This is a genomic window from Caulobacter henricii (assembly GCF_001414055.1).
In the GTDB taxonomy this organism is placed as follows: domain Bacteria; phylum Pseudomonadota; class Alphaproteobacteria; order Caulobacterales; family Caulobacteraceae; genus Caulobacter; species Caulobacter henricii.
Map to the genome: position 1 here is coordinate 854926 of NZ_CP013002.1, position 26354 is coordinate 881279.

The window sequence follows — 26354 nt, forward strand, 5'->3', positions numbered from 1 at the left end:
CTGCGGCGGGCGCCTAGCCGTGTTCGACCTTCGCCGTCCCTCCCTGGTCCGCCGGCTGGTCCTGCTGGCCGTCGTCTGGAACGCGGTGGTGCTGATCGTCGCCGGCGTCTTCCTGACCGCCCAGTTCCGCGACGCCGCCATCCGCCGCTTTGACCAGTCCCTGGCGGTGCTGACCGACGATCTCTATGCCGGTTCGACGGTCGAGGACGGGGTGCTGAAGGCCCCGTTCCTGACCGATATCCGCGCCACCCGCACCTATTCCGGCCGCTACTGGATCATCGCGCGCCATACAGCCGACGGCGCGATCAAGGTCGTTGAGCGGTCACGTTCGCTGTTCGACAGCGATCTGATGGTGGCGTCGCGGCAGATCGACCTGCTGGACGCTGCCCCGGGCAAGACCCTGTACTTCGACATGCAGGGGCCGCAGGACAAGCCGCTGCGGGCTGCGGCCATCCAGGCCCGCCTGCCGGGCTATCCCGATCCCGTGGTGTTCATCGCCGCCGAGGACCGCTCGCCGATCGACGCCGACGCCGACCGTTTTGGCCGCATCACCGCCGTGGCCCTGCTGCTGTTGGGCGGCGGCCTGATCCTGGCGGTGGTCGTGCAGGTCCGGGTGGGCCTGGCCCCCCTGTTCCAGCTGCGGCGCGAGGTGGCCTCGGTGCGGCGCGGCAAGAGCGAGCGCCTGACCCGCGCCTATCCCGACGAGCTTGAGCCCCTGGCCGTCGAACTGAATGCGCTGCTGGCCCATAACCAGGAAGTGGTCGAGCGGCAGCGCACCCATGTCGGCAACCTGGCCCATGCCCTGAAAACCCCGCTGTCGGTGATGATCACCGAGGCCAGCCAGCAGCCGGGATCCCTGGCCGATGTCGTCAGCCGTCAGGCCGATGTGATGCGCGAGCAGGTCGACCACCATCTGCGGCGGGCCCGAGCGGCGGCCCGTTCCCAGACCAGTGGCGAGCGCACGCCGGTCGAGCCGATCCTCGACGAGCTGGCGGTGACCCTGGAGCGGATCTTTCAGGACAAGGCCGGCGGGCAGGGCATCGAGATCGACTGGCGCTGTCCCGAGGACCTTTGCTTCCAGGGCGAGAAGCAGGATCTGATGGAACTGGCCGGCAATGTCATGGAGAACGCCGGCAAGTGGTGCCGGGGCCGTATCCGGGTGATCGCCGCGCCGGGCGCGACCGGTCGCTGGACCCTGGTGGTCGAGGATGATGGTCCGGGCCTGCCCCCCGAACGCTGGGTTGATGCCCTGAAGCGGGGCCAGCGCATGGATGAGCATACCCCGGGTTCAGGTTTGGGCCTGTCTATCGTCGACGAACTGGCCAGGGCCTATGGCGGGTCGGTGACACTTGGTGAATCGCCCATGGGCGGATTGCAGGTCCGGCTGGATCTTCCGAGCGCCGAAACCTAGCGGCGTTCTGTCGCACCCTACGGGTTGCCAGCCGCCCCGATGAAGGCCCCTAAGCCTCGCGAAGCCCTCGGCTTTCCTCGACTTTCCCATCAGCGCGCCTCAGCGACTTTTTTGGCGGATTTGGGAAAGTCTTAACCTCGTTGCCAACATGGTTGACGCTGTCGGTCTTTGGGATCCGGCGGGGGATCATGGCCGCAATCGCTGCGCACAAATTGCAGATCGTACGGATGCTGGTGGAAACCGCGCCGGACGCTGCCTTGCGCAGTCTGGAACTGGCCCTGGCCGGCGTCGGCACAACGGGCGGGCTCGCCCAGGTGCGGGGCCTGGTCGAGGACGAGACCGCCGACCGATTCGTTCGCAACAATGTTCTCGCGCCGATCGTGCCGATGTGCGCCACGCGCGGGGCAGGCCAGATCAGCTTCTCGCCGCGGGTCCTGCCGTCCCTGTGGAAAGCGTTGAAGGTCGTTACGCCTCAGCGCGTCGAGGAAGCTGCCGCCAAGTGCAGTCCCTGGGACCTGGAGCAGGGGGCCCCGGAGGTCTTTGACGACCTCTGCCGGATGGCGGCGCGCTGCCTGCGCGACGCCGAGCAGGACGCCTTTGATGCGACCCGCAGCCTCGGCAACACCGACGAACTGATCGCTTGCCTGGAGATCGGCCACATCGTCCGGGCCTCCCTGCCCAAGCTGTCGGACTGGGTCAGCCGGATGAGCGGTGAACGGGCTGCGGCGGCGCGCCTGGCGTATCGCGACGCCTGCGCGATCCGTGAGGACTCCGGTGCTCGGCTGTTTGACATGCTGGCTGCGCACCTGCCCGACGACTGGCGGATCCTGCGGGTCATTTCGGCGGTCATGGACCGGCCCAATGACCGCTATCTGGCCTCATCGGAAGTCGGCTCGTTCGGCGAGCGCGTGCTGGCCGAGATCGACGAAGCGATTGCCCTGATCCGTGATTTCAGCCTCGACAAGGGCGAGAAGCTGGGACGCGAGGCCGCCCTGGCCGCCCAGCGCGTGTCCCTTCAGATCACCGAGTTCGAGCAGACCGTGAACATCGCCAAGGACGGCCCCTGGGGGCGTCGTCTGGCCAAGTACAAGCAGGAAATCGCCCAGGTCGCCGAACTGCGGATGAACGCCGCCGAAAAGGAACTGGCCGAGGCCCTGCCGACCAAGCCGATCTCGATCCTGGGCAAGAAGGGCGGCAAGGGCATTGCCAAGCTGAATGCCGAGCCGGACCCGACGGCGGTGCGACGCGCCACGGCGATCCTGGTCTTTATCGAACAACTTCGACCCTGCGCCGCCCAGAGCGGCTATGGGGCCACCCGGACCAAGGTCCTGGACAAGCTCAATACCCGCCTCGATCAGTATATCGAGGACGTGCTCTATGCCGCCCGCACCGGCGAAGGCGGCGATCCGGTCCTGGCCCAGCAGTATCTCGATGTTGCGGCGACCTTCATCGCCCATACGCGCGACGACAAGACCGCTGAAATCGTCCGCCGCCGGGCCGCCGCCGCGATCGCGGCCTGATCCATCCCTTAAGCGCTTTTTTCGCTAACGGCGGCGCGCATTCCCGGCTAACAGGCGAAGCATGATCGCTTTCTGGATCTCGGCGGCCGGGCTGTCGGCTGCGGCCGGTGCCCTGGTTCTGCGCAGCGCCGCGCGGGCCGGTGCCGTCGACGGCACCGCACCGGGCCTTGACGCCCATCGCCGCCAGCTCGGCGAAATCGACCGCCTGGCTGCCGGCGGCCTGCTCGACGATGGCGAACGCAAGGCGGCCCGGGCCGAGGCGGGGCGTCGCCTGCTCGTCGAGGCCGACCGCGCCGAGGTCTGGTCGCGCGATGGTCTCGGATCCCGCCGCCTTGCGGTGACGGCCGCTGCCGTTGCGCCGCTCCTGGCCCTGGCGACCTATCTGGTGCTGGGTTCGCCCGGCTTTTCCGACCAGCCCTATGCCCGGCGCGTGGCCGAATGGCGGGCGACCGACCCGGCCCAGCTGGATCCGCCCCGCATCGCCGCCGTGCTGGAAACCATAGTCGCCGAACGGCCCGGAGACGCCGAACCGCTGAAGCATCTGGCCATGGCCCGCAGCGCCTCGGGCGACGTCGGCGGGGCCGAACAAGCCCTGCGCCGCGCGGTAAGCCTGGCTCCCGGCCGCGCAGACCTTTGGATCGGTCTGGGCGAAACCTTCGTGGCGGAAGCGGACGGCGAAGTCGGCACCGATGCTCGTCTGGCCTTCCGGCAGGCCCTGAAGATCGATCCCGCCAGCCTCTCGGCCCGCTATCATCTGGGCCTTGCCCGGATCAGCGATGGCGATGTGGCCGGCGGTCTGGCCGACTGGCGCGCCGTGGCCGACAGTCTGTCGCCGACGGACCCGCGTCGGACGGCCATGAACCGCGAAATCGCCCAGGTCCAGGCCGCCGGCGGCCTGCCTGCCCGTCAGGCCGCGCCCGAGGACAACGCCCAGGTCCAGGGCATGATCGCCGGCATGGTCGAGGGCCTGGCCGCCCGCCTGAAGACCGCGCCTGATGATCCCGATGGCTGGGTTCGACTGGTCCGGGCCTATGCGGTTCTGGGCGACACGGCCCGGCGGGATGCCGCCCTCGCCACGGCGAACCAGCGCTTCGGCGATCAGCCCAAGATTCTGGCGGCCCTGAAACAGGCCGCCCAGACCCCGCCGCAATCCCAGTCCGGCACCGAGGGGGGACGTCCGTGAGCTTCTGGCCGAAATCCCGCAAGGCGCGCCGGCGCCTGACCATTCTGCTGGCCATTGCCCCGGTCCTGGCCCTGGCCGTGGGCCTGGCGCTGTACGGCATGCGGGACGCCATCTCGCTGTTCTACACCCCGGCCCAGGCCCAGGAGGCCAAGGTGCCGGCCGGTCGCAAGGTGCAGCTGGGCGGTCTCGTCCAGAAGGGCAGCGTCATCAAGCATCCCGGCGGCGACGTCGAGTTCGTGATCGCCGACCAAAGGTCCACAGCCAGGGTCAAGTTCCACGGCGACCTGCCCGACCTGTTCCGCGAGGGCCAGGGCATCGTCGCCCAGGGGGTCTTCGACGACCGTGGCGTGTTCATGGCCACGGAGGTGCTGGCCAAGCACGATGAGCGCTACATGCCCCGCGAGGTCTCCAAGGCCCTCAAGGAGCAGGGCGAATGGCGCGGCGAGGGCGCAGGCCCACCCGCCTATGACGGGTCCTCTGCCGCTGAGGGCAAGGATCGCAAATGATCATCGAACTGGGCGCCTTTGCCCTGATCCTGGCCCTGGTCCTGTCGGTCGCCCAGACCGGCCTGTCCGCCGTCGCCGGAGCCCGGCGCGCGCCGATGCTGGCCGGGGCCGGACGCGGCGCGGCCCTGGCGGCCTTCGGGGCCACGGCCGTCACCTTTGCCTGTCTGGTCTGGGCCTTTGTCAGCTCGGACTTCTCGGTGGCCAATGTCGCGGCCAATTCCCACACCGCCAAGCCCATGCTGTTCAAGGTGGCGGGGGCCTGGGGCAGCCACGAGGGCTCGATGCTGCTGTGGTGCCTGGTCCTGACCGGCTATGGCGCGGCCATGGCCCTGTTCGGCGCCAGCCTGCCGCCGCGCCTGCGGGCCTATGCGGTCGCTGTCCAGGGGGCCCTGGGCGTGATGTTCCTGGCCTATACGGTCTTTGCTTCCAATCCGATGGTCCGCCTGACCGAGGTCCCGATCGAGGGGCGTTCGCTCAATCCGCTGCTGCAGGACTGGGCCTTGGCGGTGCATCCGCCCTTCCTCTATGCCGGCTATGTCGGGTTCTCGGTCGTCTACAGCCTGGCCATGGCTGCCCTGATGGACGGGCGGGTCGACGCGGCTTGGGCCCGCTGGGTTCGGCCCTGGACCCTGGCGGCCTGGAGCCTGCTGACCATCGGGATCACCCTGGGCGCCTTCTGGGCCTATTATGAACTGGGCTGGGGCGGCTGGTGGTTCTGGGATCCGGTCGAGAATGCCAGCTTCATGCCCTGGCTGATCGGCGCGGCCCTGCTGCACTCGGCCATCGTCATGGAGAAGCGCGGGGCCCTGCCGGGCTGGACGGTCTTCCTGGCCCTGGCGGCCTTTACCTTCTCGATGTTGGGGGCCTTCCTGGTGCGCTCGGGCGTGCTGACCTCGGTCCACGCCTTCGCCGTTGACCCGACCCGGGGCGTGCTGCTGCTGATCATGATGGGCCTGGCCGCCGGTGCCGGGTTCCTGCTGTTTGCCCTGCGCGCGCCCTCGCTCAATTCCGGAGGCCTGTTCGCCCCGGTCAGCCGTGAGAGCGCCATTGTCCTGAACAATATCGTGCTGTCGACGGCGACGGCCACCGTGCTGCTGGGCACGCTCTATCCGCTGATCCGTGAAGCGTTCGACGGCGAGGCGGTGTCGGTCGGCCCCCCGTTCTTCAACCTGACCTTCACGCCGATCATGCTGCTGGCCCTGGCCATCCTGCCGGCCGGACCCCTGCTGGCCTGGAAGCGCGGCGATGCCTCGGCCGTGATGCGCCGCCTGTGGTTGGCCCTGGCCGCCGCCGCCCTGCTGGGCCTGCTCACCTATGCCCTGATCACGCCGCGCAAGGCGCTCGCCAGTGCCGGCGTCGCGCTCGGGTTCTGGCTGATCGGCGGGGCCCTCGCCGAACTGGCCGAGCGCCTGAAGCTCCTGCGTGCCCCTCTGGCCGAGGTCTGGCGCCGGGCCGTCGGCCTGCCGCGCGGGGCCTGGGGCACGACCCTGGCCCATGCAGGCATGGGGGTCTTTGTGCTGGGCGCATCGTTCGAGACCGCCTGGCGGGTCGAACAGGCCCAGGCCCTGAACCTGAACCAGTCTTTCAAGCTGGGGCGCTATGAAGTGACCCTGACCAATGTCGGCTCGGTCGAGGGGCCCAACTATCTGGCCGAGCGCGGCCTGGTGCGGATTACCGACCCTGACGGTCGCGTCGTCTGCCAGGCCAAGCCCGAGCGGCGCTACTATCCGACCGGCGGCCAGACGACCTCGGAGGTGGCGATCTGCCCCAAGGGGCTGGACGACCTCTATGTGGTGCTGGGCGAGCGCCGGGGCAGTGAGAGCGGCAAGCCGGCCTGGCTGGTCCGGGCCTATGTCAATCCGTGGGTCCGGCTGATCTTCCTCGGCCCCCTGCTGATGGCGCTGGGCGGGGCCATATCGGTGTCGGACCGCCGGCTGCGGCTGGGCGTCGGTCGCAAGGCCTCGGAGGCCCAGGCATGAACCGGCTCAGGGCAGTGCTCGTCACCCTGGCCGCCGTGGCGTGCATGGCCGCAGCCTCGGAGCCCAGTGAGCGTCTGCCTGATCCTGCCCAGGAGGCCCGCGCGCGGGTGCTGTTCCGCGAGGTGCGCTGCCTGGTCTGCCAGAACGAGTCGATCGATGATTCCCAGGCTGAGCTGGCCGGGGATCTGCGCCGGGTGGTCCGTCAGGAGATCGCCGGCGGCCGCAGTGATGCGGAGGTTCGCAGCTTCCTCGTCGCCCGCTATGGCGAGTTTGTTCTGCTGAAGCCGACCTTCTCGGCCGGCAATGCCGCGCTCTGGCTGGCTCCGCTGGGTATTCTGGCGGCCGGCGGTGGCCTGCTGGTGGCGCTGCTGCGCCGGCGGCGGGCGGATGGCGCGGCCGAGCCGGACGAAGCGCCGGGTCTCTCGCCCGAAGAAGAAGCCCGCCTGGCGCTACTGCTGGAAGACCTCGGCCACGATTGCGCCGAAAAGCGGCCGCAAGAAACACCTTCCGTGTGACGGAAAGATAATTCGAGAACCATTGCGCGTTACGCCATCGCGATTAGGTTCTCGTATGACAGGTCCCGGCGCGATGCGTCGTGGGTGAGGAAAGACAAGAGATGACCGCTAGGAAGTCGGGTTTCATTGTGGGCGCCGTTGCCGGCGCGGGCGTCGCCGCCGCGGCTCTGGCCGGCATGGGCATGCGGATGGGGACGGCCGATGCCGCCGAGGCCCCGGCCGCCATCCGTGTCTCGACGGCCGCCGCCCCGTCCTTCGCGCCGCCGCCCGGTGCCCCGATGTCGTTCGCCGACATCTTTGAAAAGGTCTCGCCGGCCGTCGTCCAGATCGATGTGACCTCCAAGGCCAGCCCCGCCCGCGGCCTGCGCATCCCGGGCCTCGAAGGCTTCGACATCGTGCCGCGCGGCCAGAAGCCGGGCGCCGAGGGCGAGGAGGACACCCCCGCCGCACCGAAGCAGCAGTCCTCGGGCTCGGGCTTCTTCATCTCGGCCGACGGTTACATCGTCACCAACAACCACGTGGTCGCCGACGCCGACGAGATCAATGTCGTCATGAAGGACGGCCGCCAGCTGAAGGCCACCGTGGTCGGTCGCGACGAAGGCACCGATCTGGCCGTGATCAAGGTCACCGATCCCAAGGCCAAGGGCGCGGACTTCCCCTATGTCGACTTTGAGAACCAGGCCAAGCCGCGGGTCGGCGACTGGGTCATCACCATCGGCAACCCCTTCGGTCTGGGCGGCACCGCCACGGCCGGCATCATCTCGGCCTATAACCGCGACCTGGGCGACAGCTCGTCGCGCTTTGTCGACTACATCCAGATCGATGCGCCGATCAACCGGGGCAATTCCGGTGGTCCCAGCTTCGACATCTTCGGCCGGGTGATCGGCGTCAATACGGCGATCTTCTCGCCGACGGGCGGATCGGTCGGCATCGGCTTTGCCATTCCGGCCGACGTGGCCGAGGCCACGGCCAAGCAACTGATCGCCGGCGGCAAGGTGGTTCGCGGCTATATCGGGGCCAATATCCAGGACTTCTCGCAGGAAATGGCCGAGGCCCAGGGCATGCCCGACGTCAAGGGGGCCATCATCGCCGAACTGGTGGCCGGTGCCCCCGCCGCCAAGGCCGGCCTGCTGCCCGAGGACATCGTCACGGCCGTCAATGGCACCAACGTCAAGAGCGGCTCGGAACTGACGCGCGAAGTGGCCAAGGCCAAGCCGGGCGACACCATCCGTCTGTCGATCCTGCGCGGCGGCAAGCCCCGCACGGTCGAGGTCAAGTCCGGTGTGCGTCCGTCCGAAGGTGCCCTCGGCGTCAATGACAATACCAACGAGGACGGCGGCGCGCCCGATACCCCGGACAAGCCCCAGACCCAGAAGTTCGAAGCCCTGGGTCTGACCCTGGCCCCGCTCGATACGGCATCCCGCGCGACCTACAAGATCGCACCGGACGTGCGTGGCGTGCTCATTGCCGGGGTCAAGTCGGACTCCGACGCCGGCGAGAAGGGCCTGGTCAAGGGCGACGTCCTGTCCAGCGTCAACGGCGTCGCGGTCAATGCGACCGGTGAGGTCGCGGCCGCGATTGCCTCGGCCCAGAAGGGTGGCCGCACCAGTGTTCTGGCCAAGATCATCCGCCAGGGCCGTCCGGTCTTCGTCCCGCTGAAGATCGCACCCTAACCTCAGGGTCGGCCAAACTGCTCTGCCAGCGTCCCGCTCCGGTTCCTCCGGGGCGGGGCGTCCTGTATCTGTCCAAGGTTTAAGGGACGGGCCCGGTCAAAACCGGTATCCATCAGCAAGGATCGCGTCCTAGGGTCGAATCGGGAGACCGTCAGTCTTCCTATTGGCGGGCGCATGAGGGACGGGCTGATGCGTATTCTGATCATCGAAGACGATATTGAGGCGGCGGGCGCAATGAGCCACGGCCTCACCGAAGCCGGCTATGAGTGCGTCCACGCCCCAGACGGCGAGGCGGGACTCAAGGAGGCCGGCAAGGGCGGTTTTGACGTGCTGATCGTCGATCGCATGATGCCCAAGAAGGATGGTGTCGAGGTCGTCGAGACCCTGCGCCGCGAAGGGGACAATACCCCGGTCCTGTTCCTGTCGGCCCTGGGCGAGGTCAGTGACCGCGTGGTGGGTCTCAAGGCCGGTGCCGACGACTATCTGGTCAAGCCCTATGCCTTTCCCGAGCTGATGGCCCGGGTCGAGGCCCTGTCGCGCCGTCGCGAGACGGGCGCGGTCGCCACCACCCTGAAGGTCGGCGAACTCGAGATGAACCTGATCAACCGGACCGTCCACCGGGCGGGCAAGGAGATCGATCTCCAGCCCCGCGAGTTCCAGCTCCTGGAATTCATGATGCGCCACGCCGGGCAGTCGGTCACCCGCACCATGCTGCTGGAAAAGGTCTGGGAATATCACTTCGACCCGCAGACCAATGTCATCGACGTGCACATCTCGCGCCTGCGCAGCAAGATCGACAAGGGCTTCGACCGGGCCATGCTGCAGACCGTGCGCGGCGCGGGCTACAGGCTCGATCCGTAGGAGATAGGGCGGTCCGCCGCCGAGAGCCCCCATGCGCCTGCCGCGCCTTTTCCGCACCACGCCGTTCCGGCTGACCCTGCTGTTTCTGGCCCTGTTTGCAGCGGCGGCCAGCGCCTTCCTGGGCTACATCTATGTGGCCACGGCCGGCGAGGTGAACCGCCGCGCCGACGCCGAGATCAACCGCGAGATGGAAAGCCTCGAGGCCGCCTATCGGCAGGGCGGCGTCAATGCCCTGAACCAGACGATCGTCGAACGGGCGAGCGGCGAACGGCCCTTCCTCTATTTCCTCGCCGACAAGACCGGCAAACGGATCTCGGGTTCGATCGAGGCCTCGCCCCTCGACGACTTCGAAGGCGACGGCCCCAGCTGGTCCAGTTTCAAGGTCACCGAGGTCGACCTCGACGGGGCCGAGATGCGCAATCCGGCTCGCGGGGTGCAGGAGCGCCTGGCCGGCGGCGAGGTGCTGTTCGTCGGTGCCGATGTGGCCGCGTCCGAAGGCTATGTGCGCAAGATTGTCCGGGCCCTGTGGGGGGCCGGGGCCCTGGTGATTCTGCTGGGCCTTGCGGGTGGCGTGCTGATCAGCCGCAATGTCTCGCGCAGCATGCAGGGCCTCGTCGACCTGGTGGCTGCGGTGCAGGCCGGGGACCTCCAGGCCCGCGCCAAGGTTCGCGGGGCGCGCGACGAATATGACGAGCTGGCCGAAGGGCTCAATGACATGCTCGACCGCATCGAGCGGCTGATGGGCGGTCTGCGCCATGCCGGCGATGCCATTGCCCATGACCTGCGCTCGCCCCTGACGCGCCTGCGGGCCCGTATGGAAGTGGCCCTGATCGACGCCGAGAATGGCAAGGGCGATCCGGTCGCGGCGCTGGAAACGGCCCTGCAGGACGCCGATGGCGTGCTCAAGACCTTCAATGCCGTCCTGGCCATTGCCCGCCTGCAGGCCGCCGGTCAGGCTCCCGACCAGCAGAGCTTCGACTCCTCGGAACTGGCCCGTGACATGGCCGAACTCTATGAGTTCTCCTGCGAGGACAAGGGGCTGGACTTCAAGGCCGAGATTACACCGGCCCTGCACATCCGGGGTAATCGCGAGTTCATCGCCCAGGCCCTGGCCAACCTGCTCGACAACGCCATCAAATATACCCCGTCGGGTGGGGCGATCATGCTGCGGGCGCGTCGGCGCTCGTCCGGCGAGCTGGAGTTCTCGATCACCGACACCGGTCCGGGTGTGCCCGATGAGGACCGGGCCCGGGTGGTGCAGCGCTTCGTGCGGCTGGAAAACAGCCGCAGCGAGCCGGGTGCAGGCCTGGGCCTGTCCCTGGTCCAGGCCGTGGCTGCCTCGCATGGTGGCCGGCTGGAACTGGCCGAAGGTCCCGGGGAATACAACGGCATGGGTCCGGGTCTGCGGGTCGCCCTGGTGCTGCCAAGGGTGGAATAGAGGGCGTCCGCCCCGGCGGTTCCGGCAAGGCTTCTTCTTGTCGCGCGATGCGGCCCGGGCCACGGTGGTGCCATGACTCGCCTGCTCGAACGTCTCGCCCCGTGTGGTCCCATCGTCGATCCGAAGGCGGCCGAGCGCGCCCATGAGGCGGTCCTCAAGCGGGTCGGCGAGGCGTCGGATCTGGTTGAAGCCGCCTGGCCGGCCCTGGCCCCGGTGTTTGCCGCCTCGCCCTATCTGACCGGCCTGGCCCGCCGCGACGCCCGCCGTCTGCCGACGATTCTGACGTCCGAGCCCGGCCAGCGCCTGGACGACATCCTCACCCGGGCCAGGGCGGTCGGCGAAGAGCCGGATTTCGAGACGGCGCGCAGGGTGCTGCGCGAGCTGAAGGCAGACCTGCATCTGCTGACCGCGCTCTGCGATCTCGGGGGCGTCTGGGATCTCGACGCGGTCACCGGGGCCCTGACCCGCTTTGCCGATGCAACCCTGGGGGCCGCCCTGGCCCAGGCCGTCCGGCTGGAGGTCGATCGCGGTGCCCTGACCCATCTGGGCGATACGGAGGCTGGTCCTGCGCCGGGCCTGTTCTGCGTCGCCATGGGCAAGCACGGGGCCTTCGAGCTCAACTATTCCAGCGACATCGATTTCTCGATCTTCTACGCGCCCGAGAAGCTGCCGGTCGCGGAAGGCGTCGAGCCCCAGGGCGTGGCCGTGCGGATCGCCAACCATCTGGGCCGGATCCTGCAGGAGCGCACGGCCGACGGCTATGTGTTCCGCATCGACCTGCGCCTGCGCCCCGATCCGTCCTCGACCCCGCCCGCCATGCCGCTTGATGCGGCCATGGATTACTATGAAAGCGTCGGCCAGAACTGGGAGCGGGCGGCGCACATCAAGGCCCGCATCGCGGCCGGCGACCGCCGCGAGGGCGAGGCCTTTCTGGCGGCCCTGCAGCCTTTTATCTGGCGGCGGAACCTCGATTTCGCGGCCATCGCCGACATTCACTCGATCAAGCGGCAGATCCATACCTACAAGGTCGATGACCGCCTGACCGCCAAGGGGGCAGATCTCAAGCTGGGGCGCGGCGGGATCCGCGAGATCGAGTTCTTCGTCCAGACCCAGCAGCTGATCCTGGGCGGTCGGCAGCCGGACCTGCGCAGTCCTCGCACGCTGGACGCCCTTAGGGCCCTGGCAGGCGCCGGCCATGTGACGGTCGAGGATGCGGACTGGCTGACCACGGCCTATCAGGATCTGAGGGCCCTGGAACATCGCGCCCAGATGATCGCCGACGACCAGACTCACAAGCTGCCGGAGTCTGACGCCGACCGAAAGAAGGTCGCGGCGCTCTGGAACCACGACGCCCTGCGCAGCTTCGACGCGGCGGTCGGCCGGATCCTGAAGGGGGTCAACCAGCGTTATGGCCGGCTGTTCGCGGGCGAGGAGGAACTGTCCTCACGGTTCGGCAGCCTGGTCTTCACCGGCGTCGAGGACGATCCCGAGACCCTGGCCACCCTCAAGCGCATGGGCTTTTCCAGCCCGGAGCGCGTCGCGGCCACGATCCGCAGCTGGCACCATGGCCGGATCGCCGCCACGCGGACCGAACGCGGCCGCGAGCTCTTTACCCGCCTGGCCCCCCGTCTGCTGGACGCCGCCAATGCCTCCGGCGCGCCCGACACGGCCTTCAACCGCTTTGCCGACTTCTTCGCCAGCCTGAGTTCCGGGGTTCAGATCCAGTCGCTGTTTCTGGCCCAGCCACGCCTGTTCGAGCTGATCGTCGAGGTCATGGCTTTCGCCCCGCGGCTGGCCGCCACCCTGGCGCGGCGACCGACCGCCCTGGATGCCCTGCTGGACCCAGCCTTTTTCGGTCCGATGACCGTGCCGGAAAGCCCGCCCTGGGATCCCGGCGATTTCGAGGGGGCGATGGATTCCGCCCGCCGGCTGTTTCGCGACCAGAGCTTCCGGATCGGCGTGCGGGTGATGAGCGGCACGGCCGGGGCGCGCGATGCGGGCGCGGCCTTTGCCGGTCTGGGCGACCTGATCGTCCGGGGTCTGGCGCCGGCCGCCCTGGCCGAAACGGTCCGTCTGGGCGGTGAATTCCCTGGCGAGGTTGCGGTGGTGGCCCTGGGCAAGGCCGGCTCGCGCGAGATGACCGCCAAGTCCGACCTGGATCTGATGACCCTCTATGCGGCCGACGACCCGACCGCCCAGTCGGCCATCAAGGGCTGGGGCGCCGAGAGCTTCTATGCCCGCTTCACCCAGCGCCTGACCTCCGCCCTGTCGGCCCCGACCGGGGAGGGGACCCTCTATGAGGTCGATCTCAAGCTGAGGCCCTCCGGGACCAAGGGACCGGTGGCGGTCAGTTTCGCCGCCTTCGAGGACTATTATGCCCGCGAGGCCGAGACCTGGGAGCTGCTGGCCCTGACCCGGGCCCGGGTGATGTGGGCCAGTTCGCCGGCCTTTCAGGTCCGGGCCGAAGCCGCCATCGAGGCCGCCCTGCGGCGTCCGCGCGACCCGGGCAAGACCGCCGTTGACGTGCTCGAGATGCGCGAACTGATGGAGCAGGAGCGTCCCGGCAAGGGGGTCTGGGATCTGAAACTGTCACCCGGCGGTCTGGTCGATATCGAGTTTGTCGCCCAGTATCTGCAGCTCAAGCATGCGGCGGCGGGAGGGCCCCTGGCCCAGAATACCGGCGAGGCCCTGGCCGCCCTGAAGACGGCCAACCTTGCCGACCCGGCCGGCCTGTCCAGTCTCGAGGCGGCCTGGCGGCTGGAACAGGACCTCTCGCAACTGATCAAGGTCGCCCTCGAGGACGGGGCCGATCCGGAGGCTGAGTCCCGGGCCTTCCGGGTCTTGCTGGCCCGTGCCGGTCATGTGCGGGAGTTCCGGTCCCTGAAGACCAAGCTGGCCCGGGCCAAGACCGAGGCGCGGGCGGCCTTTGAGGCCATTGTGCGCCGCGACGGAAACGCCGGGGTCTGACGTTCAAGAGGCATGGGACGGGCGCACAACGTCTTGGAGACGAAGTCTTATGTCGAAAGAAATTCTGATCGCCGCTGCTGCCGTGATGCTGCTCGCAGGCCCGGCCCTGGCGGCACCCAAGGGGCCGGCCTCGCTGGATGCCAATGCCGACGGCAAGGTCACGCTGTCCGAGTTTCAGGCCGGACGCGGCGACCAGATGATGGGCCGGCTCGATGCCGACAAGAACGGCAAGCTGTCGCGCGCGGAGTTTGCCGCCATGCGCAAGCCGGCGGCGGACGCCTCTGCCCCGGACGCTGACAAGCCCGGCAAGGGCGCAGACCGCCTGTGGTCGCGCGTCGACTCTGACAATGACGATGCCCTGACGCGCGGCGAACTGGACAGCTTTCTGGCCGGCCGCTTCAAGCGCATGGATGCCGACAATGACGGCACCCTGTCGACGGCGGAGTTGAAGCCCCGGGCCGGCAAGGCCAAGGTCGGGATCTGATTGATGTGGTCGCGCGCGGCGAGGTGAGATTTGGTGGCCGGGGGGAGCGATCCCGACGAGGCCCTGCTGACGGGGGTGGGCCGGGGCGACCCGGCCGCCGTTCGCCAGCTGCTGGACCGACGCCTGCCGCGCGTTCTCGCCCTGGCGCGGCGGATGCTGAACGACGCCGGCGAAGCCGAGGATGTGGCGCAGGAGACCTTCCTGCGGGCCTGGAAACAGGCGCGATCCTGGCGGCCGGGTGCCGCGAAGTTCGATACCTGGCTGCATCGTGTGGCGCTGAATCTCTGCTACGACCGCCTGCGCCGCCGCCGCGAGGTGGTGACCGCCGAGCCCCCGGAGCAGGTCGATACCGGTCCTGCCCCCGATGCAGGGTTGATCGGGGCCGATCTTTCACGCCAGGTCGAGGCGGCGCTGGCGGCCCTGCCGGCGCGTCAACGCGAGGCAATAGTTCTTTGCCATCATCAGGGCCTGGGCAATATCGAGGCTGCGGCCCTGATGTCGATCACCGTCGAGGCGCTGGAGGGGCTGCTCGGGCGGGGGCGGCGAGCGCTGCGCACGGCTCTGGCCGATCTCGCGGCCCCGAGAGCCTGAAGGAGATGGCGGCATGACCATGACCCTCGAACGTTTCAAGTCCCTGGCGGAAAGCTATGGCGGCGACCTGGCGCGCTGGCCGGAGTCCGAGCGCGAGGCGGCGCGCGCCCTGCTGATCTCGACGTCCGGAGCCCTGGAGCCGGTGCTGGTCGAGGCTGCCCAACTGGATCGTCTTCTTGACCTCGCGCCGGCCCAGGCCGCAGACGCGGCCCTTCTGGGACGCCTGATTGCGGCCGCGCCGCAACCCCTGCGGCTTGCCCGCCGCTGGCTGGCGGGTGCCGGCGCCGCTCTGGGCCTGGGCGCAGCGGCCCTGGCCGGCGTGGCGGTCGGCATTTCGATCGGCCAGGCTGATCGCCCGATCGTGCAGCAGGAAGAGACCCTGATTGCGGCCGATTTCACCGCCGACCTGTCAGACGCTCTCGAGGAGCCCGCAGCCCTATGATCGCCCAACGCCCCTTGCTGATCGGCCTGATCGTGTCGGCGGCGCTCAACCTCTTCCTGATCGGGGGCATAGCGGGGGCCCTGTGGATGCGTCCGTCTGCCCCCTCCGCCGTTCAGAAGGCCCCGGGCCCCATGCCGATGGAGCGCCCTGTCGGGACAGGAACCGCACCTGATCCGGCCCCGGTGCTTCAGGATCGGCCCCAGGCGGATCCTGCCATGTCGAGGCCGGTGGCGCGCCCCTCCGACCCGCCCGCCCGGCCGGCCCTCTGGACCGCCGGCAAGGATCTTTCCCCCGAGACCCGGCAGGCGCTGCGGCGCACCCTGAGGGACGCCAACCAGCGCAACCGGGCCCTGACGCGACAGGCCCAGGCCGAGCGCCAGGCGGCGATTCAGCTGTTCCGGTCCGGACCCTATGACCCAGCCGATGTCAGCAAGCGGCTGGGGGCAGCCCGGGCTCTGGATCTGGAGGCGCGGGGCAATGTCGAGAGCGCTGTGGCCCGCTTTGCCGCCACCCTTTCACCCGCCGAGCGGGCCACCCTCGCTGACGGCCTGGCCCGGGTCTATGCGCCGCGCCAGAAGGGGGCAAAGCCGCAAGAGGACTGAAAATCAGCTTTTGGCGTAACCAAAAGGCCGGGTGATGCGTATCTTGCTGGTGAACCTCCTTCGGAGCCTGCCATGCTGATCCGCAACGCCCCTGACCTGACTGAAAACGACGTCACGGATCACGGGCTCTATCTGAGGCGACGCGAGTTCATCGGCGGAGCGGCGGGCCTGGGCCTCGCCGGTCTGGCGAGCACCGCCGACGCCGCCCCTCTGCGCTTTTCCAAGGGATTTTCCACCACCGAGAAGCTGACGTCGCGGGAAGATGTCACGACTTACAATAACTTCTACGAGTTCGGGGTCGACAAGGCCGATCCGGCTGAGAACGCCGGCAAGCTGAAGACCCGCCCCTGGACCGTGCGGATCGATGGCGAATGCGAAGCCCCGCGCACGGTCGGAATCGACGACCTGATCAAGCAGAACAAGCTGGAGGAGCGCATCTATCGCATGCGCTGCGTCGAGGGCTGGTCGATGGTCATTCCCTGGGTCGGTTTTCCGCTCCGGGACCTGATCGCCTCGGTCAAGCCGACCTCCAAGGCCAGGTTTGTCGCGTTCGAAACCCTGATGCGGCCGTCCGAAATGCCCGGCCAGGCCTGGAACGTTCTGGAATGGCCCTATCGCGAGGGCCTGCGCATCGATGAGGCCACCCACCCCCTGACGCTGATGGCCGTGGGTCTCTATGGCGAGACCCTGCCCAACCAGAACGGCGCGCCCCTGAGGCTGGTCGTGCCGTGGAAATATGGCTTCAAGGGCATCAAGTCGATTGTCCGGATCAGCCTGACCGAAAAGCAGCCGCGCACGGCCTGGAACATCTCGGCACCCCGCGAGTACGGCTTCTATTCCAACGTCAATCCGGCCGTGGACCATCCCCGCTGGTCGCAGGCGACCGAGCGCCGCATCGGCGAATTCAAGCGCCGCGAGACCCTGCCGTTCAACGGCTATGGCCAGTATGTCGCCGACCTCTATCGCGGCATGGATCTGAAGGCGAACTACTGATGGTTCGCGACCAGGGGCTCGTCCCTGCAGCCCTGCCGGACCTTCGGATCGGGGCATCGGCATGAGCAAGCGGCGCCGGCCTTCGAAGCTGCAGGACAACCTTGTCTATGGCCTGGTCTGGCTGGCCTGTTTTGCGCCCCTGGCCTGGCTGGCCTGGAAGGGCTTTCAGGGCGACCTCGGGGCCAATCCGATCGAGAAGCTGATCCGGCAACTAGGCGTCTGGGGCCTGCGTCTGCTGCTGGTCGGGCTGGCCATTACGCCCCTGGCCCGGATCCTGAACTGGCCTCGCCTGGTGCGGTTCCGGCGCACGGTGGGCCTTTTCGCCTTCAGCTACATCCTGCTTCATCTGTTCAGCTATGTCGGGGTCGACCTGTTCTTCGACCTTGGCCAGCTGTGGAAGGACATCCTGAAGCGGCCCTTCATCACCCTGGGCATGGCCGCCTTCGTGCTGCTGATCCCCCTGGCCGTGACCTCGACGAACGGCTGGATCCTGCGACTGGGCCGGGCCACCTGGCAGAGGCTGCACTGGCTGGTCTATCTGATCGTGCCGCTGGGCGTCGCCCACTACTATCTGCTGGTCAAGGCCGACCATCGCCCGCCGCTGGTCTATGCGGCGGTGTTCACGGTGCTGATGGCCTGGCGGGTCTGGGATCGGGTCAAGAAATCCTCCCCCTGATGGGGGAGGATTTTCTACTTCGCCACACTCTTCGCATAGGCCTGGGCCTGTCCGATCAGGCGCAGCACATTGCCGCTCCAGATCGCCGCGATGTCGGCGTCCGTATAGCCCTCGGCGTTCAGCCGCGCCGTGATCTTGGGCAGGTCGGCCACGTCTTCCAGGCCCTCGACGCCGCCGCCGCCATCCCAGTCGGCCCCGACGCAGACGCCCTTGGGCCCGGTGATCTTCAGGACGTGCAGCATGCTGGCCATGAAGATCTCGAAATTGGCCCGGACCGGCGGATGGAGCTTGTCGACGGCGGCGATCTTGTCGGCCCAGGCCTTCACCTCTGCGGGTGACAGGGTGTCAAAGTCCGGCTGCTTGCCCAGCGCCTCGAGGGCCGCCTTGCGTTCTGGGCTGGTGGGGGTCGCGGCCAGATAGACCGAGTTGATGCAGATCGCGCCGCCGCTTTCGCCGATCTTGCGGATCAGGGCGTCATTGAGATTGCGCGGATGATCATAGATCGCCCGCGCCCCGCTGTGCGAGGCGACGACCGGGCTCTTCGACAGGGCGATCGACTGGCTGACCACCTCGTCGGAGGCGTGGCTGACATCGACCAGTATGCCCAGCCGGTTGGCTTCCGCCAGCCAGCGCAGGCCAAGGGGCGAATAGCCGTTCCAGATCTTGCCCCGGGGATCGGTTGAGCTGTCGGCGAACTGGTTGTTGCGGAAGTGAACCGGACCGGCCATCCGCACGCCGGCCTGGTAGAAGGTCTGCATCAGGGTGAGATCTTCACCCATGGGCCAGCTGTTCTCGATGCTCTGATAGACGAAGGACTTGCCGGCCTTGTTGATCCGGACCGCGTCGTCAGCGGTATAGGCCAGCTCGAACCGGTCGGAATGGGCGGCGACCATTTCCCGGATCTCGACAGCCCGCCGAAGCGCAAAGTCGCGGGCGAAGCGATAGCCTTCGGCCGTCAGCTCGCCCTGGCCCGTATAGATGACATAGAACCCGCCATCGAGGCCGCCCTCGGTCATGCGCGGCAGGTCCACCTGGGTGAAGTCGCTCGATACGGCGTGGCGGTCCAGCATGCTCCAGCCCGGCCGGGCGAAATGCTCCGGCGTATCCAGATGGGTGTCCAGGGTCAGGATCGATTGATGGAGGGCCATGTCGGCCCTGGAGACGCCCGGCTTGAGTGCCGGGGCCTTCGTTGGCGGAGCCTTGGGCGCTGCCGTGGCCGGACCGACGGCGGTGAGCAGGAGTGCCGAGCCCAGCAAGGCGGTCAGAAGGCGAGGGGACATGCGGGCTCCGGGGTCAGGCACTGGCGGTGGCTGCGACGGTCAGGGATGGGCTGGGGCGCGTCAAGGCGAAGTCGTCAACCGGCCCTCAGATCAGCCCCAGCGCCTTGAAGCTGGCCACGCCGTCCCGACCGACCACCAGATGGTCGTGGACATTGATCTTCAGCGCCCGACCGGCGTCGATGACCTGTTTTGTCATGTCGATATCCGGCCGCGAGGGGGTGGGATCGCCCGAGGGGTGGTTGTGCAGCAGGATGATGTTGCTGCTCGACAGCTCAAGCGCCCGCCGCATGACTTCACGGGGATAGACCGGCGCGTGGTCGACGGTGCCGCGGTTCAGCACCTCGTCGGCGATCAGCTGGTTCTTCTTGTCGAGGAACAGTACCCGGAACTGTTCGCGCGGCTCATTGGCCAGGGCGACGCGGACATAGCCCAGCAGGGCGCTCCAGGATGAGATCACCGGGCGCTTGACGATCTTGTCGCGACCGGCCCGCAGGGCGGCCTCGTGCAGCAGCTTGATGTCGAGGGCGGCGGTTTCGCCGATCCCCGGCACGGTCATCAGCTCCTCGATACTGGCGGCGATCACCGCGCCGAACGAGCCGAACCGGGCCAGCAGGGCCTTGGCCCTGGGCTTGACGTCGCCGCGCGCAAAGGTCCGGAAGAGATAGAGTTCGAGCAGTTCATAGTCGGGCAGGGCGACCAGGCCGCCGGCCCTGGCCCTGGCCCGCAGCCTTTCGCGATGGCCGGCATTCGGATCGCTGGTCGCGGCGCGCCCCGGCTTGCCAAGCCGCTCGACCTCGGGGTCCGGCGGCGAAGGGCTGAGCGAGGCGGCCTGAACCATGATCGCGCGCCCTAGGCCTGCCGGTTCAGGGCAGGCGCAACCCAGATCGGAAGGCAACACCACCCGATGAACCTGCGAAAATGCGCGAGTTTTTCAGCTTCGGTCATGGCGAAAGCTTCGCCAATTCCGCCTGGATTGTCTATCGGAATAATGCGCGCTATGCGCGATCAGCCGCCCAGGATTGCTGGCTGGAACAGGCCGGCCGGCGAGGCGGTGAAGGCCTCATAACCGTCCTCCGTCACGCCGATCGAGTGTTCGCACTGGGCCGACAGCGACTTGTCCCGGGTCACGGCGGTCCAGCCGTCGCCCAGCACCTTCACGGCCGGCTTGCCCAGATTCACCATCGGCTCAATGGTGAAGAACATGCCGGGCTTCAGCACCGCGCCCTGGCCGGGACGGCCGAAGTGCAGGATGTTGGGGGCGTCGTGGAACACGCGGCCCAGGCCATGGCCGCAGAAGTCGCGGACGACGCTGCAGCGCTGGGCCTCGACATAGGACTGGATGGCGTGACCGATGTCGCCCAGGGTCGCACCGGGCTTCACGGCGGCCAGGCCGCGGGCCATGCCTTCATAAGTGATTTCGATCAGCCGCCGCGCGCGGGGGCCGACCTCGCCGACGCCATACATGCGCGAGGTGTCGCCGTGCCAGCCGTCGACGATCACCGTGACGTCGATATTGACGATGTCGCCGTCACGCAGGGCCCAGTCGCCTGGAATGCCGTGGCAGACCACGTGATTGCGCGAGATGCAGACCGTCTTGGGATAGCCGCGATAGAACAGGCAGGCCGGGATAGCCTTGTGGTCGAGAATGAACTCGCGGGCCAGGGTGTCGAGATGGTCGGACGAGACACCCGGCACCACGTGCGGGATCAGCATGTCCAGGCACTCTGCCGCCAGCTTGCCGGCGCGGCGCATGCCTTCGAAATCTTCGGCCTTGTGAATCTTGATCGCACCCGTGCGGGTCTCGGCTTCGATCTCAAGGGCGTCGTCAAGGGTCATGGCGTACTCGGGCGGGGCAGGCGGCGTTAAACCGTATCTCGCCATCCTAGCATGAAACTTCAATGGCCGCCTCTGCCAGATCATCGCGCCGGCACGATGCCTTGACAAAGATGACGCGGGCGTCATTTTTGTTTCCGCGCTGGCGTTCAGACCGGCGGCAGCGGGAAGGCGAGCCAGCCATGCAGCAACTACTGACCGGCCTGTTCAGGGTCATGCCCCTGCTGTTCGGACTGGGTTTCCTGGCTCCCCTGCTGGCGCAGATCATCGAACGCTTCGGCTGGACGCTGCCCAATGGCTTCTCGCCGTTGGTACTGGGTCTGCTGGTCGGCGGGCTGTGGGGCGGTTTCGCCACCGTGAAGGGCCGCTGGATATGAGCGCGCCGACCCTCACCGACGCCGAGGTCGCAGGCCTCGACGAGCGGGCCCTGATCAGGCTCGAAAAGACCGTCGCCGAGGCCTATCTGGGCGGGGTGCCCTGGGGCTCGGTGACCTGGGCCCTGGTCAATACTGCGGTCTGGTTCTCGCTCTGGCCCCTGACCCTGTCAGGGCTTCTGCCGCTCTGGGCGGCCTTCCCGATCGCGACCGTCAGTATCGCCCTGAGCTATCTGCCCTCGCATGAGGCCCAGCACCGCATCATCGCCCGCGAGGGTCAGCCGCTGTTCTGGTTGAACGAGCTGGTCGGCCATATCTCGACCCTGTCTCTGGTGCTGCCCTATGACGTGGCCCGCCTGACCCACTACGAGCACCACAAGCACGCCAATCATCCGGACCTCGATCCGGACTACAGCACCCACGCCGACGGAACCCTGGACTTCCTGCGGAGGACCATCGCCAACCGCCAGCCGTCGGGGGCCGGCGACAAGGCCTATGGCGAGACGCTGATGCGTCTGGGCACCGACGAGGCCCGCCGCGCGATGATTATCGCCGCCGTCTATCGGCTAGGCCATTTTTCGATCCTGTTCGCCCTGGCCTGGAGCGGCCATGCGATTGAGGCGGCCCTGATCTGGTGGCTGCCGCGCCAGCTGGCGGCCACCTATATCCAGTACTTTCTGAGCTTCGCCCCGCACCACCCGGCCAAGGCGATCGGTCGCTATCGCGACACCCGGGCCTTCAGAAGTCCGCTGGGCAATATCCTGACCATGGGGATGCAGTTTCACATCATCCACCATCTCTATCCGCGCATCCCGCTGATGCGGACCCCGGCGGCCTATTGGGCGATGCGGCCTATCCTCAAGGCCCGGGGCTGTGACCTGGGCGCGCTTTAGGCCGGCGGTTCAGGACTTGATGCGGCGGGCCTCTCCCGGCGTGGCGGCGGGCTTGACCTCTTCCAGGAAGCGCGCCTCCAGCGTCGTCGGCCGGTCGCGGCGTACGCGGCAGACACCCTTGTAGCGGGATACCCGGCCCGAGGTCTTCTCGGTGACATCGGCGGTGAACTTGACGTCCCAGTCACCGGACTTGCCGACAGAGACAGGATCCATGTCGCTGGACGTGACATTGTTGATCGGCCCCAGCTTGAACTGCTCTTCCAGCTTGGTTGTGCAGGCCTTGAAGGCGAAGACGGCGCGCAGGGCGGTCATCATGCCGCCCTCCTTGCCGCCCTCGGAGGCGCCACAGCCCGACAGGGCCAGGACGGCGCACAGCGCCGTCAGGGTCGAGAATTTCATGTGCTGCACATCCCCCAAGCTCGCGGCGGGAGGTTAGTGAGGGCGGCCGCGAATGCAGCTTAATTCGCCGTCATGTCCGTTAAGGGAGCAGGGTCAGGCGGCGGGCAATGCGGACCGCCTGCGGGCTGAGATCGCAGCCATAGACCAGCACCTCGACACCGGCCTCCACTGCCTGGGCGAGGCCCCGCGCGAAGGCGGGGTCAAGGTCTTCACAGGCCTTGAAGCCCTCACAGTCGGCGCGCTGGACCACGAACAGGGCGACCGCCCGATGCCCTTCGGCGACCTGGGCGGCGAGATCGGCAAGATGCCGGGTCGACCGGGCCGCCTTGCAGTCCGGAAACTCGGCCAGGCCCGGGGTGCGTGACAGGTGCACGTTCTTGACCTCCAGCCAGCAGGGCGGCCGGGCGGGATCGGTCAGCAGGAAGTCGACGCGGCTGGCCTCGCGATACTTCACCTCCGGCTTGACGGTCGCATAGCCCGACAGCTCGGGAATGGAGTCGGCAGCCAGGGCCTCGGCGACCAGTCGGTTGGGCAGCAGGGTGTTGACGCCGACCAGGCTGGTCTCGGTCTCCACCAGTTGCAGGCTCCAGGCCAGCTTGCGCTTGGGATCGTCCGACCACGACACCCAGGCGCCTTGTCCGGGCAGGTTGACCCCCAGCATCGCACCGGGATTGGGGCAGTGGGCCGTGATGGCCCGCCCGTCATCCAGCACCAGATCGGCGAAGAAGCGCTTGTAGCGCTGGACGAGTCGGCCGCGAACGAGCGGTTGCGGGAGCAGCATGGCGGCCCTAAGTCGGGTGGGACAAAGATGATGCGATGTAGGGGAGCGCGACGATGACGGCCAGTACGGATCGGGTGACGGCGGCGGTGCTGATCATCGGCGACGAGATTCTCTCGGGGCGCACCCAGGACGTCAATCTCAGCGCCATCGCCCGCTATCTGGCCACCTACGGCGTCGACCTGGCCGAGGCGCGCGTCGTGCCGGACATCGAGCAGGAGATCGTCGACGCGGTCAACGCCCTGCGCGCCCGCTATGACTATGTCATCACCACGGGCGGCATCGGCCCGACCCATGATGACATCACCGCCGATTCCGTGGCCAAGGCCTTCGGGGTGACCGCTCCCGAACATCCCGAGATCATGGCCCTGCTGCGCGAGCGCTGGGGCGAGCCCAATGCCGCCCGCCGCCGTATGGCCCATGTGCCCGAGGGCGGCGTTCTGGTGAAGAACCCCGTCCAGGGACCGCCCGGCTTCCAGATCGAGAACGTCTTCGTCCTCGCCGGAGTGCCGGCGATCATGCGGGGCATGCTGGGCGATGTCGGCCCGCGCCTGCGCACCGGGGCGGTGGTGATCAGCCGGACCGTTCGCGTCACCGGCTCGGGCGAAGGCCTGATCGCCGCCCCGCTCGAGGCCGTGGCCAAGGCCCATCCGGACATGTCGCTGGGCAGCTATCCGTTCTTTTCGCCGCCGGACATCTATGGGGCCAATCTGGTCGTGCGCGGGCGCGATCCGGCCGAGGTCGATGCCGCAGTCGAGGAGCTGGTGGTAGCGCTGACGGAGGCCGGAGCGGCCCAGATCGAACGGATCGCGCCGGAGGCGTGACCCGGCACCGGGCTGGTAGGGACAGTGGGACTCGAACCCACACGGATTGCTCCAACGGATTTTAAGTCCGGCGCGTCTACCATTCCGCCATGTCCCCAGGTAGCCGGACGGCCTTACGCCAAGGGGTTTGCGCCGTCGAGAGCGCAGGCAGGCTCTGCCCTGCAAAAACGGGGCGTGACCGCAATGATCCTTGGCGATCCCATCCCAAAACCCTCGTGGGTCATGCTAGTCAGGCTGCATCCCTGGCCGCGCCGCAATACCTGGCGTCGCGTCTGTCCTGTTCCGGAGTCCCACCTTGCGCGGTCTATCCCTTCTGACGGCCCTTCTGGTTGCCGGTTGCGCCGCATCGGGGCCATCGGAACTGCCGCCCGCTGCCCAGATCGCCGGCGCTGACCCCGTGGTGCGGGGCAAGGTTCTGGTCGAGGCCAATTGCTCGGCCTGCCATGCCGTGGGGCCGGTCGGCGACAGTCCACTGCCGAAGGCACCGCCCTTTCGGGTGCTCGGCCAGCGTTATCCCGTGGCCAATCTGCAGGAAGCCTTTGCGGAAGGGATTTCGACAGGCCACCCCCAGATGCCGCAGGTTGTTCTGGAGGCGGAACAGGTCAAGGACCTGATCGCCTATCTGGAAAGCGTCCAGACCCCGGCCGGGACACGCTGATCGGCATTAGACGGACGGGTCTCACATGTTAGCGTCACGGTTCTGAATCAGGGACGGGGACGGAACATGCAGGTTGGACTCAAGGCACTGGCGGTCGCCGGATCGCTTCTGGCGGCGACAGCGGCCCAGGCGGCGCAGGTCGAGGCGCTCAGCGCCGCGCGGATGCTTGATGTGGCGTCGGGCAAATATGTTGAAAACCCGGTGGTCATCATCACCGATGGCCGGATCACGGCCGTCGGCAAAAAGGGCGAGATCGCCCTGCCGGCCGGGGCCAAGCTCATCGACCTGCCGGGCGCAACCCTGCTGCCGGGCCTGATCGACATGCACGTGCACCTCGATAGTCTGGCCGAGGTCGGGGGCTATAACAGCCTGCAATACAGCGATGCCTTCTGGAGCGTGATCCAGACCGCCAATGCCAAGGCCACGCTCGAGGCTGGCTTCACCACCGTGCGCAATGTCGGCTCTGACCGTTTCAACGATGTGGGCCTGCGCGAAGCCATCGATGGCGGTTATGTGCCAGGGCCCCGTGTGGTGACGGCCGGCTATGCCATCGGCGCGACCGGCGGACACTGCGACTCGACCTATTTCCCGCCCTCGATGGCGCAAAAGGGTCCCTATGTCGCCGATGGTGCGGAAGAGGGTCGCAAGCAGGTGCGGGCGGTACGCAAGTACGGTGCCCAGGTGATCAAGATCTGCGCCACCGGCGGTGTGTTCTCGCGCAATACCGAGCCTGGCCAGCAGCAACTGTCCCTGGCCGAGATGAGCGCCATCGTCGATGAAGCCCATATGTGGGGCCTCAAGGTCGCGGCCCACGCCCATGGCGCGGCCGGCATCAAGGACGCCATCCGCGCCGGCGTCGATACAATCGAGCATGTCAGCCTCGTCGACGACGAAGGCATCAAGCTGGCCGTCCAGAAGGGCGCCTGGTTCTCGATGGATATCTACAACACCGACTACACCCAGTCCGAAGGCAAGAAGAACGGCGTGCTGGAAGACAATCTGCGCAAGGACCGCGAAATCGGCGATGTGCAGCGCGAGAACTTCCGCAAGGCGATCAAGGCCGGGGTCAAGATGGTGCTGGGCACCGACGCCGGCATCTATCCGCACGGCCAGAACGCCAAGCAGTTCGCCGTCATGGTCCGCTACGGAGCCTCCCCGCTGCAGGCCATCCAGTCCGCCACGGTCAATGCCGCCCAGGCCCTGGGGCAGGAAAAGGATGTCGGTCAGGTCGCCGTCGGGCGCTATGCCGACATCATTGCCGTTTCGGGCGATCCGCTCGCCGACGTGACGACGCTGGAAAAGCCGGTTTTCGTCATGAAGGGCGGGGCGGTGGTGCGCCAACCCTGAGGGCTTCCGGCGTGAGCGCACGAAAAACGCTCACGCCGACCTTCCGGGGACGAATTTTCGTTTCCTTGCCGGCACTCACTGCCTAATCCTGCCGCCCTTCGTCACCGGTGCCCTGGCCAAATGCGGC

General features: G+C 67.7%; 26 protein-coding genes and 1 tRNA gene. 21 read left to right on the forward strand and 6 right to left on the reverse strand.

Annotation, left to right across the window (positions count from 1 at the left end; all coding sequences use genetic code 11):
• Nucleotides 1–19: 19 nt before the first annotated feature.
• From AQ619_RS04030 to msrQ, 16 genes are all read left to right on the forward strand, one after another.
• Nucleotides 20–1411 carry an ATP-binding protein gene (locus tag AQ619_RS04030; RefSeq protein WP_062144599.1) on the forward strand — a complete coding sequence of 464 codons (1392 nt, stop codon included), beginning with the start codon at nt 20–22 and terminating at the stop codon, nt 1409–1411.
• A 188-nt stretch (nt 1412–1599) separates the two neighbouring features.
• On the forward strand, nt 1600–2931 hold the full coding sequence (locus tag AQ619_RS04035) for a hypothetical protein (protein WP_062151260.1): 1332 nt from the start codon (nt 1600–1602) through the stop codon (nt 2929–2931).
• A 61-nt stretch (nt 2932–2992) separates the two neighbouring features.
• On the forward strand, nt 2993–4114 hold the full coding sequence (gene ccmI, locus AQ619_RS04040) for a c-type cytochrome biogenesis protein CcmI (protein WP_062144603.1): 1122 nt from the start codon (nt 2993–2995) through the stop codon (nt 4112–4114).
• The gene (gene ccmE / locus AQ619_RS04045) at nt 4111–4620 is read left to right on the forward strand and encodes a cytochrome c maturation protein CcmE (RefSeq protein ID WP_062144606.1); all 510 of its coding nucleotides are present in this window, start codon (nt 4111–4113) and stop codon (nt 4618–4620) included. The genes ccmI and ccmE overlap by 4 nt, the downstream gene beginning before the upstream one ends.
• Nucleotides 4617–6599, forward strand: coding sequence for a heme lyase CcmF/NrfE family subunit (locus AQ619_RS04050; RefSeq protein ID WP_062144609.1), 1983 nt, complete (start codon nt 4617–4619; stop codon nt 6597–6599). Before ccmE ends, AQ619_RS04050 begins: the two co-directional genes overlap by 4 nt.
• Complete coding sequence (locus tag AQ619_RS04055) at nt 6596–7114, forward strand: cytochrome c-type biogenesis protein (protein ID WP_062144612.1); 519 nt, start codon at nt 6596–6598, stop codon at nt 7112–7114. The genes AQ619_RS04050 and AQ619_RS04055 overlap by 4 nt, the downstream gene beginning before the upstream one ends.
• Before the next feature lie 101 nt (nt 7115–7215).
• Nucleotides 7216–8787, forward strand: a complete 1572-nt coding sequence (locus AQ619_RS04060; RefSeq protein WP_062144615.1) for a trypsin-like peptidase domain-containing protein — start codon at nt 7216–7218, stop codon at nt 8785–8787.
• A gap of 189 nt (nt 8788–8976) precedes the next feature.
• Nucleotides 8977–9648, forward strand: a complete 672-nt coding sequence (locus tag AQ619_RS04065; protein WP_062144617.1) for a response regulator transcription factor — start codon at nt 8977–8979, stop codon at nt 9646–9648.
• A gap of 31 nt (nt 9649–9679) precedes the next feature.
• Nucleotides 9680–11086 carry a sensor histidine kinase gene (locus AQ619_RS04070; protein ID WP_062144620.1) on the forward strand — a complete coding sequence of 469 codons (1407 nt, stop codon included), beginning with the start codon at nt 9680–9682 and terminating at the stop codon, nt 11084–11086.
• Nucleotides 11087–11158: 72 nt separating this feature from the next.
• Nucleotides 11159–14053 carry a bifunctional [glutamine synthetase] adenylyltransferase/[glutamine synthetase]-adenylyl-L-tyrosine phosphorylase gene (locus AQ619_RS04075; RefSeq protein ID WP_062144625.1) on the forward strand — a complete coding sequence of 965 codons (2895 nt, stop codon included), beginning with the start codon at nt 11159–11161 and terminating at the stop codon, nt 14051–14053.
• 49 nt (nt 14054–14102) lie between these two features.
• Complete coding sequence (locus tag AQ619_RS04080; RefSeq protein ID WP_062144628.1) at nt 14103–14537, forward strand: EF-hand domain-containing protein; 435 nt, start codon at nt 14103–14105, stop codon at nt 14535–14537.
• A gap of 30 nt (nt 14538–14567) precedes the next feature.
• Nucleotides 14568–15128, forward strand: coding sequence for an RNA polymerase sigma factor (locus AQ619_RS04085; RefSeq protein ID WP_062144632.1), 561 nt, complete (start codon nt 14568–14570; stop codon nt 15126–15128).
• A gap of 13 nt (nt 15129–15141) precedes the next feature.
• The gene (locus AQ619_RS04090) at nt 15142–15570 is read left to right on the forward strand and encodes a hypothetical protein (RefSeq protein ID WP_062144635.1); all 429 of its coding nucleotides are present in this window, start codon (nt 15142–15144) and stop codon (nt 15568–15570) included.
• A complete protein-coding gene (locus tag AQ619_RS04095) occupies nt 15567–16172 on the forward strand; it encodes a periplasmic heavy metal sensor (protein WP_062144638.1) in 606 nt (201 codons plus the stop codon). Before AQ619_RS04090 ends, AQ619_RS04095 begins: the two co-directional genes overlap by 4 nt.
• 72 nt (nt 16173–16244) lie before the next feature.
• Nucleotides 16245–17165 carry a protein-methionine-sulfoxide reductase catalytic subunit MsrP gene (gene msrP, locus AQ619_RS04100; protein ID WP_062144640.1) on the forward strand — a complete coding sequence of 307 codons (921 nt, stop codon included), beginning with the start codon at nt 16245–16247 and terminating at the stop codon, nt 17163–17165.
• 61 nt (nt 17166–17226) lie between these two features.
• A complete protein-coding gene (gene msrQ / locus AQ619_RS04105; protein WP_062144643.1) occupies nt 17227–17841 on the forward strand; it encodes a protein-methionine-sulfoxide reductase heme-binding subunit MsrQ in 615 nt (204 codons plus the stop codon).
• Nucleotides 17842–17855: 14 nt separating this feature from the next.
• Here msrQ and AQ619_RS04110 read toward each other — a convergent pair whose 3' ends face one another.
• The 3 genes from AQ619_RS04110 to map form a co-directional block, all read right to left on the reverse strand.
• Nucleotides 17856–19121: a dipeptidase gene (locus tag AQ619_RS04110; protein ID WP_062144646.1), complete on the reverse strand. Its 1266-nt coding sequence runs from the start codon at nt 19119–19121 to the stop codon at nt 17856–17858.
• Between the two features lie 85 nt (nt 19122–19206).
• A complete protein-coding gene (radC, locus tag AQ619_RS04115; protein WP_062144648.1) occupies nt 19207–19959 on the reverse strand; it encodes a RadC family protein in 753 nt (250 codons plus the stop codon).
• Nucleotides 19960–20126: 167 nt separating this feature from the next.
• Nucleotides 20127–20957 carry a type I methionyl aminopeptidase gene (gene map / locus AQ619_RS04120; protein ID WP_062144651.1) on the reverse strand — a complete coding sequence of 277 codons (831 nt, stop codon included), beginning with the start codon at nt 20955–20957 and terminating at the stop codon, nt 20127–20129.
• A 179-nt stretch (nt 20958–21136) separates the two neighbouring features.
• Between map and AQ619_RS04125 the strand changes: the two genes are divergently transcribed.
• Both AQ619_RS04125 and AQ619_RS04130 read left to right on the forward strand, forming a co-directional pair.
• Nucleotides 21137–21331, forward strand: a complete 195-nt coding sequence (locus tag AQ619_RS04125) for a hypothetical protein (RefSeq protein ID WP_062144654.1) — start codon at nt 21137–21139, stop codon at nt 21329–21331.
• Nucleotides 21328–22221, forward strand: a complete 894-nt coding sequence (locus tag AQ619_RS04130) for a fatty acid desaturase (RefSeq protein ID WP_062144657.1) — start codon at nt 21328–21330, stop codon at nt 22219–22221. The genes AQ619_RS04125 and AQ619_RS04130 overlap by 4 nt, the downstream gene beginning before the upstream one ends.
• A 9-nt stretch (nt 22222–22230) precedes the next feature.
• Here AQ619_RS04130 and AQ619_RS04135 read toward each other — a convergent pair whose 3' ends face one another.
• Together AQ619_RS04135 and sfsA are read right to left on the reverse strand one after the other, a co-directional pair.
• Nucleotides 22231–22620 (reverse strand): hypothetical protein, encoded by a 390-nt coding sequence (locus AQ619_RS04135; RefSeq protein ID WP_062144667.1) that lies wholly within the window; start codon nt 22618–22620, stop codon nt 22231–22233.
• 79 nt (nt 22621–22699) lie between these two features.
• Nucleotides 22700–23401: a DNA/RNA nuclease SfsA gene (gene sfsA, locus AQ619_RS04140; protein ID WP_062144670.1), complete on the reverse strand. Its 702-nt coding sequence runs from the start codon at nt 23399–23401 to the stop codon at nt 22700–22702.
• Between the two features lie 53 nt (nt 23402–23454).
• Between sfsA and AQ619_RS04145 the strand changes: the two genes are divergently transcribed.
• Nucleotides 23455–24222: a competence/damage-inducible protein A gene (locus AQ619_RS04145; RefSeq protein WP_062144672.1), complete on the forward strand. Its 768-nt coding sequence runs from the start codon at nt 23455–23457 to the stop codon at nt 24220–24222.
• Between the two features lie 13 nt (nt 24223–24235).
• On the opposite strand, the gene AQ619_RS04150 is transcribed toward AQ619_RS04145, so the two are convergent.
• Nucleotides 24236–24319 (reverse strand) — tRNA-Leu (locus tag AQ619_RS04150).
• Between the two features lie 198 nt (nt 24320–24517).
• On the opposite strand from AQ619_RS04150, the gene AQ619_RS04155 reads away from it, so the two are divergent.
• Together AQ619_RS04155 and AQ619_RS04160 are read left to right on the forward strand one after the other, a co-directional pair.
• Nucleotides 24518–24880: a c-type cytochrome gene (locus AQ619_RS04155; protein ID WP_084745754.1), complete on the forward strand. Its 363-nt coding sequence runs from the start codon at nt 24518–24520 to the stop codon at nt 24878–24880.
• 66 nt (nt 24881–24946) lie between these two features.
• Nucleotides 24947–26227, forward strand: a complete 1281-nt coding sequence (locus AQ619_RS04160) for a Xaa-Pro dipeptidase (RefSeq protein WP_062144675.1) — start codon at nt 24947–24949, stop codon at nt 26225–26227.
• The last annotated feature ends 127 nt before the right edge of the window (nt 26228–26354 follow it).

Excerpts from the sequence above, each read along its gene's own strand:
- AQ619_RS04130 (WP_062144657.1), top strand. The coding sequence starts at position 21,328 with ATGAGCGCGCCGACCCTCACCGACGCCGAGGTCGCAGGCCTCGACGAG.
- msrP (WP_062144640.1), top strand. The coding sequence starts at position 16,245 with ATGCTGATCCGCAACGCCCCTGACCTGACTGAAAACGACGTCACGGAT.
- AQ619_RS04110 (WP_062144646.1), bottom strand. The coding sequence starts at position 19,121 with ATGTCCCCTCGCCTTCTGACCGCCTTGCTGGGCTCGGCACTCCTGCTC.
- ccmI (WP_062144603.1), top strand. The coding sequence starts at position 2,993 with ATGATCGCTTTCTGGATCTCGGCGGCCGGGCTGTCGGCTGCGGCCGGT.
- AQ619_RS04090 (WP_062144635.1), top strand. The coding sequence starts at position 15,142 with ATGACCATGACCCTCGAACGTTTCAAGTCCCTGGCGGAAAGCTATGGC.
- sfsA (WP_062144670.1), bottom strand. The coding sequence starts at position 23,401 with ATGCTGCTCCCGCAACCGCTCGTTCGCGGCCGACTCGTCCAGCGCTAC.
- AQ619_RS04080 (WP_062144628.1), top strand. The coding sequence starts at position 14,103 with ATGTCGAAAGAAATTCTGATCGCCGCTGCTGCCGTGATGCTGCTCGCA.
- AQ619_RS04160 (WP_062144675.1), top strand. The coding sequence starts at position 24,947 with ATGCAGGTTGGACTCAAGGCACTGGCGGTCGCCGGATCGCTTCTGGCG.
- AQ619_RS04075 (WP_062144625.1), top strand. The coding sequence starts at position 11,159 with ATGACTCGCCTGCTCGAACGTCTCGCCCCGTGTGGTCCCATCGTCGAT.
- AQ619_RS04095 (WP_062144638.1), top strand. The coding sequence starts at position 15,567 with ATGATCGCCCAACGCCCCTTGCTGATCGGCCTGATCGTGTCGGCGGCG.
- AQ619_RS04050 (WP_062144609.1), top strand. The coding sequence starts at position 4,617 with ATGATCATCGAACTGGGCGCCTTTGCCCTGATCCTGGCCCTGGTCCTG.
- AQ619_RS04060 (WP_062144615.1), top strand. The coding sequence starts at position 7,216 with ATGACCGCTAGGAAGTCGGGTTTCATTGTGGGCGCCGTTGCCGGCGCG.
- AQ619_RS04125 (WP_062144654.1), top strand. The coding sequence starts at position 21,137 with ATGCAGCAACTACTGACCGGCCTGTTCAGGGTCATGCCCCTGCTGTTC.
- AQ619_RS04135 (WP_062144667.1), bottom strand. The coding sequence starts at position 22,620 with ATGAAATTCTCGACCCTGACGGCGCTGTGCGCCGTCCTGGCCCTGTCG.
- AQ619_RS04145 (WP_062144672.1), top strand. The coding sequence starts at position 23,455 with ATGACGGCCAGTACGGATCGGGTGACGGCGGCGGTGCTGATCATCGGC.
- msrQ (WP_062144643.1), top strand. The coding sequence starts at position 17,227 with ATGAGCAAGCGGCGCCGGCCTTCGAAGCTGCAGGACAACCTTGTCTAT.
- AQ619_RS04065 (WP_062144617.1), top strand. The coding sequence starts at position 8,977 with ATGCGTATTCTGATCATCGAAGACGATATTGAGGCGGCGGGCGCAATG.
- radC (WP_062144648.1), bottom strand. The coding sequence starts at position 19,959 with ATGGTTCAGGCCGCCTCGCTCAGCCCTTCGCCGCCGGACCCCGAGGTC.
- AQ619_RS04055 (WP_062144612.1), top strand. The coding sequence starts at position 6,596 with ATGAACCGGCTCAGGGCAGTGCTCGTCACCCTGGCCGCCGTGGCGTGC.
- AQ619_RS04035 (WP_062151260.1), top strand. The coding sequence starts at position 1,600 with ATGGCCGCAATCGCTGCGCACAAATTGCAGATCGTACGGATGCTGGTG.
- map (WP_062144651.1), bottom strand. The coding sequence starts at position 20,957 with ATGACCCTTGACGACGCCCTTGAGATCGAAGCCGAGACCCGCACGGGT.
- AQ619_RS04070 (WP_062144620.1), top strand. The coding sequence starts at position 9,680 with ATGCGCCTGCCGCGCCTTTTCCGCACCACGCCGTTCCGGCTGACCCTG.